Source organism: Geobacillus sp. YF-1 (assembly GCF_052692335.1).
The window spans coordinates 1,949,395-1,960,949 of the sequence record NZ_CP199850.1; the positions used below are offsets into that span (position 1 = coordinate 1,949,395).

Genomic DNA, 11,555 nt, shown 5'->3' on the forward strand with positions numbered 1-11,555 from the left:
TCGCGGATTAGCTGTCTTCCCGATTCGTATAGTCATAGACGCCGCGGCCGGTTTTGCGGCCGAGCCGCCCCGCTTTGACGTATTGCTCCAAAAGCGGCGCCGGGCGGTATTTTTCTCCGAGTTTTTCGTGCAAATAGTTTAAGTTGTTCAGTCGCGTATCAAGCCCGACTAAATCTGCGAGCTCAAACGGCCCCATCGGGAAATTGAGGCCGAGCTTGATCGCCTTGTCGATCTCTTCCGGCGTCCCGACCCCTTCTTGCAACATGTAAAACGCTTCATTGCCGACAAGGGCGCTGATCCGGCTGGTGACGAATCCCGGAAATTCATTGACGACAACGGTCTCTTTCCCCATTCGCTCGGCCACTTCTTTCGCCACTTGCACCGTCTCGTCGCTCGTCTCAAGGCCACGAATGATTTCCACCAGCTTCATTTTATGGACCGGATTGAAAAAGTGCATGGCGATCACCCGCTCCGGCCGCTTCGTAAACGAACCGATTTCGGTCGGACTCATGGTGGACGTATTCGTCGCAAAATAGCACGACGCCGGCGCATGGGCGTCCATCGTCTCGAACACTTGTTTTTTCCGTTCAAGCTTTTCCGGCACCGCCTCGATCACCAAATCGGCATCGCGCACAGCGGACGCTAAATCAAGTGAATACGACAGGCGCGCCTCGGCTTCTTGCCGCTCGCTGTCGGTCAATTTCCCGCGAGCAACGGCTTGTTCGAACAGCGAAGCAATCTCTTTCTGGGCGCTCTTCAACTGTTCTTGCTGAATATCCACTACGATCGTCTGGAATCCGCCGACAGCGCCGACATAGGCAATGCCTCTCCCCATCACGCCGCTGCCGACGACAACAAGGCGTTCGATCATCGTCTTCCCCCTCTCCTGCTCTCGCATATCATGGCGGATGCCTCAAGCCGGTGTGCCTTTCACCAAGCAGCGGACGCCGCCAAATGAATGGGCACCCCATCACGAGCGACGGGGTGCTCGATAGCCAGATAGATCTGCCCCATGGCCGCCCGCCACCAAAAATGGAAACGCATCAATCGGGCGGACATGTCTCTCCATCGCTCGCCCTAACCGGCCTTTGCCTGCAAGGGCGACAAACTGGACGCTGCTTCCAAGGACGCGACACGCTCTCGTATCGTGACAAATGCAAAACGGTGAAAAGCCTTAGACGCCAAACGGATTAAGCGGACGCGGACCATAATACGACAGCACGCTTTTCGTTTCGGTGTACAAATCAAGCGCCTCGACAGACAGCTCGCGCCCAAATCCGGACTGTTTGTAGCCGCCAAACGGCGTGCCTGGGAAAGCGGAGAATGGGCTGTTGACCATGACAATGCCGGAGCGCAGCTGTTTGGCTACGCGAACGGCGCGGCCATGATCTTTTGTCCAAATCGCGGCGGCCAGTCCATAGTCGCTGTCGTTCGCCAATTCAACGGCTTCGGCTTCATCGCGGAATTTCATCACGACGACAACCGGTCCAAAAATTTCTTCGCGAACCGCTTTCATTTGCTGGTTCACGTTCGTCAAAATCGTCGGTTCATACCAGTAACCGTTTTCAAATCCGGCCACGACCGCCTCTTTTCCGCCGGCGGCGATCGTCGCTCCATCAGCGACCGCGGACTGCACATACTCATCGATCACTTCGAGCTGACCGCGGCTGATGATCGCTCCCACATGCGTGCCGGCATCAAACGGATCACCGAGCTTCAGCTGTTTCGTTTTGGCCACGAACGCTTCCATAAACTCATCATAGATGCTTTCATGCACATACAAGCGGGAGCGCGCCTCGCACGATTGGCCGCTGTTGTAGAAAATGCCGAACAATGAGCCGGCGACAGCGGCTTCCAAATCAGCGTCCGCAAACACAAGACTCGGCGATTTGCCACCCAGCTCGAGCGTCACCCGTTTTAATGTTTTCGCCGCTTTCTCCATAATTTCCTTCCCGACCGGCGTCGATCCGGTAAACGCCACTTTGTCGACAAGCGGATGTTCGACCAAATCGTCCCCCACTTCCGCTCCGGCGCCTGTCACCACATTGACGACCCCTTCCGGCACGCCAGCCTCATGGCAAATTTCCGCCAGCACAAGGCAGGTGAGCGGCGTCAGCGACGCTGGTTTGACGACAACCGAGCATCCCGCGGCAATGGCCGGTGCAATTTTCCAAGCTGCCATCATGAGCGGATAGTTCCAAGGAATAATTTGGGCGCACACGCCGACAGGCTCCTTTTCTGTATAGTTGTGAAACGCCCCCGGCATCGGGTTGACCGCCCCGCGGTGCCCAATGATCGCCCCAGCGAAAAATTCAAAGTCTTCAATCGCCTGCATCACTTGCCCTTGAGCCGCCGACAACGCTTTGCCGGTATTCAAAATTTCCAACTCCACCAATTCATTGAAACGTTCGCGCATGATGGACGCAATTTGGTATAAGATGCGCGCCCGTTTTTGCACCGGAAAATGACGCCATTTCCCGCGGTCAAACGCTTGCCGCGCCGCCTGCACCGCACGCTCGGCATCCTCGCGCGTCCCTTTGGCGACGCGAGCGACCGGTTCGCCCGTGGCCGGATTGGTGACGACCAACGTTTCGCCCGCGGCGCTTTCCACCCGCTCCCCATTGATAATCAAATGATAGAAATCGCGTTTCGTCGGCATCGGTTCCATTTTCTTTTGCTTGACAGTCGCCATCGTTTTTCCCCCTTGCTTAGTTTCCTTGGAAAATCGGTTTCCGTTTCTCAAAAAATGCCTTAACGCCTTCGCGGTGGTCGGATGTCAAGCCCGCGATGCGCTGGCATTCCGCTTCCCGTTCGAGGTAGCGGTCAAACGTCGCTTCTTGGCTTTCGCGAAGCAGCCGTTTGATCAGTCCAATCGCCTTCGTCGGCATGGCCGCCAGCCGCTCGGCAAACTGCCTGACTTCCTCTTCCCAAGACGAGAGCGGAATCACCTTGGTGGCCAGCCCAAGAGCAACGGCTTCCTCGGCAGCCACTTTTTCCCCGAGCACCGCAAGCTCAAGCGCCTTTGCCCGCCCGATGAGGCGCGGCAAATAGTACAGATGCCCCGCATCCGGCACAAGACCGACGTGAATAAACGCGGGAGCGAAACTCGCCTTTTCCGAGAGAAGCCGGAAATCACACGCCAGCGCCAAGCTCATGCCCGCGCCGGCCGCCGCTCCGTTCACCGCGGCGACAACCGGCTTTTCCAGATGATGAAGCGCTTTCATCATCGGCGCGTATCGGGTGCGCAACACGTCTCCATGGTCCATTTCTTCCGTCACGCCGCTCAAGTCTTCGCCGGCGCAAAACGCTCGGCCGGCGCCGGTGATCACCACGCAGCGGACGTTTTGATCCGCTCCTGCTTGCTTCAGCGCCTTTGTCACTTCCGCATTCATTTGTTCCGTAAACGCATTGAGCTGATCCGGGCGGTTGAGCGTCAGCCAGGCGACTTGCCCCTTCACTTCATAACGGATCGTTTCGTACATCGGACGCCCCCCTTATTTTCCTTGGAAGCGCGGCTTTCGTTTTTCGAGGAAGGCCGCCATTCCTTCTTTTTGGTCTTCCGAGGCGAACAATAGGTAAAAGTTTTTCCGCTCAAATTGCATGCCTTCATACAGCGGGTAGTCGACCGCTTTTTGCACCGCCTCTTTGATCAGCCGAAGAGCCAAAGGCGGCTGTTCAGCGAGACGCCCGGCCAACCGCATCGTTTCTTCCATTAAAAGCTCCGGGCTGACGACGCGGGTGACAATCCCTAGCTGCTCGGCTTCTTTCGCCGACATGCGCGCCCCGGTCCAAAGCCACTCGAGCGCCCGCTTCGGCCCGATGAGCTTCGTCAGCCGCTGCGTGCCTCCCGCTCCTGGCATGACGCCGAGGTTGACTTCTGGAAAACCGAATTCCGCTGCGGCCGAAGCGATGATCCAATCGCATGACAGCGCCAGCTCGAAGCCGCCGCCGAGCGCTAAGCCGTTGACAGCGGCAATCATCGGCGTTTTCACGAGGGACAGGCGATCCCAATCGGCAAACTGGTTCAGCCACTCAAGACGAATGGGGTCATCGTCCGCCATCTCTTGAATATCGGCCCCAGCGGCGAACGCCCGCCCGCGTCCGGTGAGCACAATGACACGCACGGCTTCATCCCGGTCGAACGATTCGACGGCGGCGACGATTTCCGCCACCATCTGACGGCTGAGCGCATTCAACACATCAGGGCGGGCCAGTTCAATGACGCCAACCGCTCCCTCTTGCCGCACCGCAAGGAACGTCCACTCACTCATGTTCCACTTCCTCACCGACCATAAAGGTGACGAGATCGCCGGCAAATGACATGACATCTTTGGCCGATGCCTTCGCTTCTTTCGTTTTCATCGCCTCTTGGAACGCCTCTTGGCTGTCGTAATACATTTCACACAACAAATAATACTCGCTTTCCGTCCCCATCGGCGTCCCCGTAATTTTCGTCACCTCGATTTTTCGGAGGCCAGGAATTTTTTCCGTCAACGGCACATGCGTTCCATAATAATGGGCGTCAAACTGTTCCTTATCTTTCGGCTGTTTGTACAAGGCAATCATTTTAAACATCACGAACGTCTCCTTTCCCTTTTCTTATCCCGAAATCAATACCGGCTTCATCGCCTCAAACGGATTTTTGCATTGTTTGCAGTAGAAAATGCTGCGGCAGGCGGTCGGGCCGAACAAATTTTCCATAATGGTCCGCTCCGCCCCGCAATACGGACACTCGACTTGCCACGCCCCTGACGGCATTTGCCGCGGCGGCGGAGCGATGCCAAACTGCTTCAGCCGCTCCCGTCCGGCTTCGCTGATCCGATCGGACGTCCACGGCGGATGGCGGAGAAACTCAACCGTCACCGCCGAAGCCCCTGCTTGCTTCACCGCTTCCTCCACCCGCGTGCGGATGATATCAAGCGCCGGACAGCCGAGAAACGTCGGCAGCAGACAGACCGAGACCGCTTCATCCCGAACGTCAACCTGTTCCACCATCCCAAGCTCGACAATGCTAATCGAATGAATCTCTGGGTCTTTCACCGTTTCTAACGCTTTCCACACCTCTTCATTTGTCATGGCTCTCCCTCACATTTTCCAACCCGCTGCCGTTTTCCCGCTTAGGCTGCCTAGTGCCGCCAATGGTGCACCGTTTTGCTCCTTGAACAAACACTTCATCGTCATAAGGAGGCGTCACGCCCAACGCCGCACGTTGGCAAACAGCGGCTCCGGCATTACCATATCGCATGCGGGACGGCGCGGTATACTTCTGACAACGTTGCCAGCGCTTCGTCCAAATCGGGCGTATGTTCGCCGTTGCGGCCGTTGCCATGCTTCATGCCAAACGGCATCGGCCACTCAAGTCCCACTTCGGCAAACGCCGGCGCCAGCGCGGCAATGGTGTTTTCGGTCAGCACCTTTTCCTCATCAATCAGCCCCCACCGCACCATGTCCGTTCCTTTCGCTCCGAGCGTCAACACACCGGCAAAATCAGCGGCCACGTCTTGAATGGCTTTGGTCATTCGCGTCCGCGCTTCCCCAGGGGCATTCGTCAGCTGGACAAACCACGTATGCCAATGAAGCAAATGGTAGTGCAGCTCCACTTGAATTTTCGCCGCTACTTCCGCGAGCGGGGCATAGCTGCTTTTGGTCAGCGATTCGAGACGGACGCGTTTGGCCTGCGTATAAAAATAGTGGCGAACAACGGTGAACGCCCAATCATAGCGAGGTTCACGCAAATAATGCCCCGGGCCGTTCGCCCGTTCGAGCAAAACCGCATTGCGCCAGGCCGAAGCCGGGCGGGCGTGCGCCAGTTCGTCGGCTGATCCACAGCCAAGATGTTCAAGCAGCTGATAATACATGGCCGCATGGCCCATCGTGTCCTGACTGATGGAAGAAAACGCGATGTCCTCCTCAATATGCGGCGCCAAGCCGAGCCATTCCGAGCCGCGGTAGGCAAGCAAAAAGTCATCGTCGGCCAGCTGGAACAACAGCTCCGTCAACGCCTCCCGGCCGTTCGCATCGACATGCTTTTCACTCATCGTTGAATCTCGCCTTTCCATGACAAAATTTCTTTTTCGTCCAACGCCTGTTGTTCATATTTGCGCCACCGCTTTTTCAAATCCCCATATCCCCGCGTCAGCCGGTAATCTTTGTTGTCAAGCCGCTTGAGCGCTGCTTTTTCGTCTTCACTCATCCGCCGGATATAGTCCCGCTTTACGACCCAAAGGTCAGCGACCGGCTCACGGCGCATAAAGTTTTCCTGCGCCATCACGAGCGCGATCTCCTCATTGGGGGCAAGCAGACTGAATTGATGCTGCATCGGTGCATCAGGCGCTTTGCGGCTGAACACCTCAAACACTTGATAAAATTCTCGTTCTTTCCCCGCCATGGCCATCCCTCCTCATCCGGCCGTCCGCACCGCACTGAGCGCCTCGCGCACCCAGGCGTTCTGCTTATATGCCGTCCGCCGCAGCTCCAGCCGCTCTTGCGATTTTGGACCATTGTTGCGAATGATTTGTTTAAACTTCTCCCAGTCCGGCTGCCGGTAAATCCATTGGCCCTTCTCTTTGTCAAAATGCATTGTCTCATCCGGAATCTTCAGACCAAGCGCCCCAATGCGCGGCACATATTTTGTAAAAAAGTCTTGGCGCAGCTGTTCATTCGTTTTCGTGCGGATGCGGTATTTGATCGTGATGTCTTGCTTCGAGGTTCCTGTCGTGTCGGCCGTCGGCGGGCCGAAAAACATGAGCAACGCCTCCCACCAACGGTTGAGCGCCTCTTGCAGCATCTCCTTCTGCTCCTTCGTCCCTTCGGCGAGCGCCAAAATGATCGACTCGCCGTGCTGGGCGTGAAACACTTCCTCGGCGCAAATGCGCTTCAGCGCCCGTGCGTACGGTCCGTATGAGGCATCCAGCATATTCGTCTGCGTCATAATCGCCGCCCCGTCGACAAGCCACCCGATCAACCCGGCGTCCGCCCATGTCGGCGCCGGCATATGAAACACGTTATGAAACTTCAACCGTTCGTTCAATAAATCTTCGATCAAATCTTCCCGCGTTTTCCCAAGCGGCGCCAGCAAATCTTCTGCCACCCGCAGCAGCAGCTGGCCGTGCCCCATCTCGTCCTGCACCTTCGCCATGATGCCAAGCTTCCGGCGCAGCGACGGCGCTTTCGGCACCCATTCTTTTTCCGGAAGCGCTCCCATAATTTCGCTCACCGCATGCATCGCAATCAGCTTGATGAGCGTCATTCGATATTCATCCGGCATCCAGTCATCGGCTTCGATCTTTTCCCCCGCCTCGATGCGCTGCATAAACCGTTCGTATTTCTCCTCATTGGACAGGCGGGTGAACGTCATCATCGCTGCCATCCTTCCTCCCCCTGTTAAAATCATAATATATAACGTTTATTTAACGTTATTATATTTTAACGTTATAAAATTAGCAACTATTTTTTCAATCGTTACACCGCATGCTCTTGTCCGCGCCGGTCAACGACACGCACCGCTTTTCCTTCCGAGCGCGGGAGCGTTTTTGGAGGATGGAGATGAACGTCGATCGAAATGAGGCAGTGTGTTTTCAGCAGCGCTTGAATGCGGTGGATGAGTCGGTCGACCGCTTCCCCTTGCAACTTTCCGCCTGTCTCACCGTAAAATTGCTCGGTCACTTCGGCATGCAATTCCACCGCTTCCAAATGTCCGTTTCGGAGACGGTGCAGCTGATAGTGCGGAGCCAGTTCCGAGACACGAAGCAGATGGTGTTCAATTTCCGACGGGAACACGTTGACGCCGCGGATGATGATCATATCATCAACCCGCCCCTTGACCCGCGACATGCGCGCCGTCGTCCGCCCGCAAGCGCACCGCTCTCTCGTCACGGAAGCGATGTCGCCCGTCCGGTAGCGGATGACCGGAAACGCCTCTTTCGTCAAGCTCGTAAACACCAACTCTCCTTCTTCTCCTTCCGCCACCGGCTCGAGCGTGTTCGGGTCGATCACTTCCACGAGGAAATGGTCCTCGGCGATATGGAGGCCGTTTTGCACTTCGTGGCATTCCATCGCCACCCCCGGGCCGATCACTTCACTCAGCCCGTAAATGTCGCACGCCTTCATATCAAACGTTTCTTCAAGCGTGCGCCGCATTTCCTCGGACCACGGTTCCGCCCCGAAGATGCCGTATTTGAGCGATGTTTGCCGCGGATCTTTGCCCAGCTCCTTCATCCGTTCGGCAATGTTCAATACATAGGACGGCGTGGCGCAAATGACGGTCGGCTGAAAATCTTCAATGATCATCACTTGCCGGTCGGTGTTGCCCCCGGATACCGGCACCGTCACGGCGCCAAGCCGCTCGCTGCCATAATGCAGCCCGAGCCCGCCCGTAAACAGCCCGTATCCATAGGCGTTATGAATCACATCCCCCGGTTTTCCGCCCGCGATGACAATCGCCCGCGCCACAATATCGGCCCAGTGCTCAATGTCCTTCTTCGTGTAAGCGACCACCGTCGGTTTGCCGCTCGTGCCGCTTGAAGCGTGCACACGGACACATTGGGAAAGATCGACCGCGAGCAAACCAAACGGATAATGATCCCGCAAATCCCGCTTTGTCGTAAACGGGAGTTTGCGCACATCCTCAAGCGTGCGGATGTCCTCCGGCTTCACTCCGCATTCATCAAACCGTTGCCGATAAAACGGCACCCGCGCATACACCCGCTCTGCCGTCACCCGCAGCCGCTCGAGCTGGAGCGCCTCAAGCTCCCAGCGTGCAGCCGTCTCGATGTCATGGAAAATCATCGTTTCCGCCCCCTTTTTAAAGCGCTTCCAAAAATATAAAAATATATAACGTTATATAAACGTAATATATATAAAATATCATATCCAATCTTAAAATAGTCTAAATATTATAAAATGTCAATATCGTTTTTGCCTTCATCCGCCAAGAAAAAAGCAGCCGCTTTCGGTTCTTCGTTTCTGACAAAGGCACGCAGAAACAGGCGCCCCGCAGCCGAAGTCCGCGCCAAAGGCGTTGTTTGCGGCTCTCCCGTGCTTCATACGATATAGGTTGTAATAAAGAATTTCCGACCTCCATGTCCCGGCTTTATCACCTGACAAGCTGGCACGGTGACAAGAAGATTGAACAATGCCATGTAAACCCAAATTGCAACTTATATAGTCGAATACGCTTTTCATATCGTGAAATCGGCGCGACAAAATAAAAAAGGGGATCCGTCAACGGCTGGATCCCCTTCGTGATCATATGCGCTTCCGCCTCTGCTAGGCGACAAACTGCTAAATTTTCATCATCTCCTCGACATCTTGCCGCGCTTTATCAAGCGAACGCGGTATACGACAAACCACTAAATTTTCATCATCCTCGGAAGCGTTGCGTGAACGGATTTCGATTCATCCATACGACAAACTACTAAATTTTCATAATCCCGCCCGTGCTCGCCGAGGTGACATGTTTCGAGTAGCGGGCGAGGTACCCGGTTTTCACTTTCGGCTCAAAGCCTTTCCAGTTCGCTTTGCGCCGTTCGAGCTCTTCGTCGGACAGCTTGACGTTGATCGTCCGTTTCACTGTGTCGATTTCAATGATATCGCCGTCTTGGATGAAGGCGATTGGGCCGCCTTCCGCCGCTTCTGGAGACACATGCCCGACTGACAGGCCGCGCGAGGCGCCGGAGAAGCGGCCGTCGGTCACAAGCGCCACCTTGGTGCCAAGCCCCATGCCGACAATTTGCGATGTTGGCGCCAGCATTTCCGGCATGCCTGGACCGCCTTTTGGCCCTTCATAGCGGATGACGACGACATGACCCGGTTGGATTTTGCCGCTGGCGATGCCTTCCAGTGCCTCTTCCTGCGAATCAAAGACGATCGCCGGGCCTTCATGGCGGGTAATGCCGCCTTGAACCGCGCCCGTTTTAATGACGGCGCCGTCCGGAGCCAAGTTGCCGAACAAAATGGCGAGGCCCCCCGTTTCCGAATACGGGTTGTCAATCGGCCGAATGACGTCATCGTTTTTCACTTCACAGCCGGCGATGTTTTCGCCGAGCGTCTTGCCGGTGACGGTCAGCGTATCCAAATGCAGCGTCCCTTCTTTTTTCGCCAATTCATTCAGCACCGCCGAGACGCCGCCGGCTTCGTGCAAATCTTCAATGTAATGAATATCGGAGGCCGGTGCGAGCTTCGCCAAGTGCGGCACGCGGGCGGCGATTTCGTTGATCCGCTCGAGCGAGTAATCAATGCCCGCTTCATTGGCGATCGCCAGCGTATGCAGCACCGTGTTCGTCGAGCCGCCGAGCGCCATATCGAGCGCGAACGCGTTGTCAATCGCTTTTTCCGTCACGATGTCGCGCGGCTTAATATCATGCTCAATCAAATACATGAGCTGCTTCGCTGAGCGGCGGACGAGCTCTTTGCGCGCCGGGTCGACCGCCAAAATCGTGCCGTTGCCCGGCAAAGCCAACCCAAGCGCTTCAGCCAAACAGTTCATCGAGTTGGCGGTAAACATGCCGGAACACGACCCGCACGTCGGACAGCCGTAGCGTTCGAGCTCTTCCAACCCTTTTTCATCGAGCGTTCCACCCAAATACGCGCCGACGCCTTCAAACACGGACGAAAGCGAGATTTTGCGCCCATCTTTCGTGACACCGGCTTTCATCGGCCCGCCGCTGACGAAAATCGTCGGGATGTTGAGCCGCATCGCTGCCATCATCATCCCCGGCGTAATCTTGTCACAGTTCGGAATGCACACCATACCGTCAAACCAGTGCGCGGAAATGACCGTTTCAATCGAATCCGCGATGATTTCCCGGCTCGGAAGCGAATAGCGCATCCCGATATGGCCCATCGCAATGCCGTCATCAACGCCGATCGTATTCATTTCAAACGGGACGCCGCCCGCCTCGCGAATCGCTTCTTTGACGATTTTTCCAAACTCTTGCAAATGGACGTGCCCCGGAATGATGTCGATGTACGAGTTGACCACGGCAATGAACGGTTTGTCAAAATCTTCGTCTTTCACGCCAGCCGCCCGCAGCAAACTCCGATGCGGAGCACGGTCAAACCCTTTTTTGATCATGTCGCTGCGCCGTTTTTTCATCTGTTGTCCCTCCATCGTACAAAGTGCTAGGTTGCTAGTATTGTACCACTTTTTCTAATAGAAAGACAATTATCTTTATTTTGAATACGTTTTCATTTGCTGCCCGCAGTCCAAGTCAGCGGCAGCGCCGCTTCCCAGCCAAGCTCCGGCCGTTCGCCATTCCTTTGCGCCAGCGAAAGCGGCTGTATCCCGATCGCCTCGCCAAACAGACCGGAAAAGCTGGTGAAAATGCTGTTCGTACCATCGCCAGCGTTCGCTGGGAAATAAAGACGGTTTGCGCTTTTTCTCCATGCTTCCACCCAACGGAACGGCGGTCACCGGGTTTCCCGGCGGAGGACAACGGCCGCAAGCGGGGAAGGCGGCACGGAACACATTGGTCGCCCGGTTTCCCGATGGAGGACAACGAGCGATTTGCGCTGCGTTGATCGTTCCGTTTCCTTCTCTCTTGACAACAGCCGAA

The 11,555-nt window shown here is 55.9% G+C and carries 12 protein-coding genes; all 12 read right to left on the reverse strand.

All coding sequences use genetic code 11. From position 1 onward, the window contains the following. Window positions 1–7 precede the first annotated feature (7 nt). The 12 genes from ACTVIM_RS09675 to ACTVIM_RS09730 all read right to left on the reverse strand — a co-directional run bounded on the left by ACTVIM_RS09675 (window position 8) and on the right by ACTVIM_RS09730 (window position 11,394). A complete protein-coding gene (locus ACTVIM_RS09675; protein ID WP_144974836.1) occupies window positions 8–871 on the reverse strand; it encodes a 3-hydroxyacyl-CoA dehydrogenase in 864 nt (287 codons plus the stop codon). A 303-nt stretch (window positions 872–1,174) separates the two neighbouring features. After that, on the reverse strand, window positions 1,175–2,692 hold the full coding sequence (locus tag ACTVIM_RS09680) for an aldehyde dehydrogenase family protein (protein ID WP_033021323.1): 1,518 nt from the start codon (window positions 2,690–2,692) through the stop codon (window positions 1,175–1,177). A gap of 16 nt (window positions 2,693–2,708) precedes the next feature. Continuing rightward, window positions 2,709–3,482: an enoyl-CoA hydratase-related protein gene (locus ACTVIM_RS09685; protein ID WP_445612463.1), complete on the reverse strand. Its 774-nt coding sequence runs from the start codon at window positions 3,480–3,482 to the stop codon at window positions 2,709–2,711. A gap of 12 nt (window positions 3,483–3,494) precedes the next feature. Next, window positions 3,495–4,271, reverse strand: a complete 777-nt coding sequence (locus ACTVIM_RS09690) for an enoyl-CoA hydratase/isomerase family protein (RefSeq protein ID WP_033021318.1) — start codon at window positions 4,269–4,271, stop codon at window positions 3,495–3,497. Then, window positions 4,264–4,575 carry an EthD family reductase gene (locus ACTVIM_RS09695; protein ID WP_031408974.1) on the reverse strand — a complete coding sequence of 104 codons (312 nt, stop codon included), beginning with the start codon at window positions 4,573–4,575 and terminating at the stop codon, window positions 4,264–4,266. The genes ACTVIM_RS09690 and ACTVIM_RS09695 overlap by 8 nt, the downstream gene beginning before the upstream one ends. 24 nt (window positions 4,576–4,599) lie before the next feature. Continuing rightward, on the reverse strand, window positions 4,600–5,076 hold the full coding sequence (paaD, locus tag ACTVIM_RS09700; protein WP_031408971.1) for a 1,2-phenylacetyl-CoA epoxidase subunit PaaD: 477 nt from the start codon (window positions 5,074–5,076) through the stop codon (window positions 4,600–4,602). 155 nt (window positions 5,077–5,231) lie between these two features. Further along, the gene (gene paaC, locus ACTVIM_RS09705; protein WP_445612464.1) at window positions 5,232–6,059 is read right to left on the reverse strand and encodes a 1,2-phenylacetyl-CoA epoxidase subunit PaaC; all 828 of its coding nucleotides are present in this window, start codon (window positions 6,057–6,059) and stop codon (window positions 5,232–5,234) included. Next, on the reverse strand, window positions 6,035–6,388 hold the full coding sequence (gene paaB / locus ACTVIM_RS09710; RefSeq protein WP_445612465.1) for a 1,2-phenylacetyl-CoA epoxidase subunit PaaB: 354 nt from the start codon (window positions 6,386–6,388) through the stop codon (window positions 6,035–6,037). The genes paaC and paaB overlap by 25 nt, the downstream gene beginning before the upstream one ends. A gap of 12 nt (window positions 6,389–6,400) precedes the next feature. Next, the gene (paaA, locus tag ACTVIM_RS09715; RefSeq protein ID WP_339232901.1) at window positions 6,401–7,369 is read right to left on the reverse strand and encodes a 1,2-phenylacetyl-CoA epoxidase subunit PaaA; all 969 of its coding nucleotides are present in this window, start codon (window positions 7,367–7,369) and stop codon (window positions 6,401–6,403) included. A 92-nt stretch (window positions 7,370–7,461) separates the two neighbouring features. Beyond that, window positions 7,462–8,787 carry a phenylacetate--CoA ligase PaaK gene (gene paaK, locus ACTVIM_RS09720; protein WP_445612466.1) on the reverse strand — a complete coding sequence of 442 codons (1,326 nt, stop codon included), beginning with the start codon at window positions 8,785–8,787 and terminating at the stop codon, window positions 7,462–7,464. Window positions 8,788–9,415: 628 nt separating this feature from the next. Beyond that, on the reverse strand, window positions 9,416–11,095 hold the full coding sequence (ilvD, locus tag ACTVIM_RS09725) for a dihydroxy-acid dehydratase (protein WP_033019062.1): 1,680 nt from the start codon (window positions 11,093–11,095) through the stop codon (window positions 9,416–9,418). A 92-nt stretch (window positions 11,096–11,187) separates the two neighbouring features. After that, on the reverse strand, window positions 11,188–11,394 hold the full coding sequence (locus tag ACTVIM_RS09730) for a hypothetical protein (RefSeq protein WP_156961396.1): 207 nt from the start codon (window positions 11,392–11,394) through the stop codon (window positions 11,188–11,190). Between the last annotated feature and the right edge of the window lie 161 nt (window positions 11,395–11,555).

Coding starts and splice junctions, on each gene's coding strand:
- ACTVIM_RS09675 (WP_144974836.1), bottom strand. CDS start 871: ATGATCGAACGCCTTGTTGTCGTCGGCAGCGGCGTGATGGGGAGAGGC.
- ACTVIM_RS09680 (WP_033021323.1), bottom strand. CDS start 2,692: ATGGCGACTGTCAAGCAAAAGAAAATGGAACCGATGCCGACGAAACGC.
- ACTVIM_RS09685 (WP_445612463.1), bottom strand. CDS start 3,482: ATGTACGAAACGATCCGTTATGAAGTGAAGGGGCAAGTCGCCTGGCTG.
- ACTVIM_RS09690 (WP_033021318.1), bottom strand. CDS start 4,271: ATGAGTGAGTGGACGTTCCTTGCGGTGCGGCAAGAGGGAGCGGTTGGC.
- ACTVIM_RS09695 (WP_031408974.1), bottom strand. CDS start 4,575: ATGTTTAAAATGATTGCCTTGTACAAACAGCCGAAAGATAAGGAACAG.
- paaD (WP_031408971.1), bottom strand. CDS start 5,076: ATGACAAATGAAGAGGTGTGGAAAGCGTTAGAAACGGTGAAAGACCCA.
- paaC (WP_445612464.1), bottom strand. CDS start 6,059: ATGGAAAGGCGAGATTCAACGATGAGTGAAAAGCATGTCGATGCGAAC.
- paaB (WP_445612465.1), bottom strand. CDS start 6,388: ATGGCGGGGAAAGAACGAGAATTTTATCAAGTGTTTGAGGTGTTCAGC.
- paaA (WP_339232901.1), bottom strand. CDS start 7,369: ATGGCAGCGATGATGACGTTCACCCGCCTGTCCAATGAGGAGAAATAC.
- paaK (WP_445612466.1), bottom strand. CDS start 8,787: ATGATTTTCCATGACATCGAGACGGCTGCACGCTGGGAGCTTGAGGCG.
- ilvD (WP_033019062.1), bottom strand. CDS start 11,095: ATGAAAAAACGGCGCAGCGACATGATCAAAAAAGGGTTTGACCGTGCT.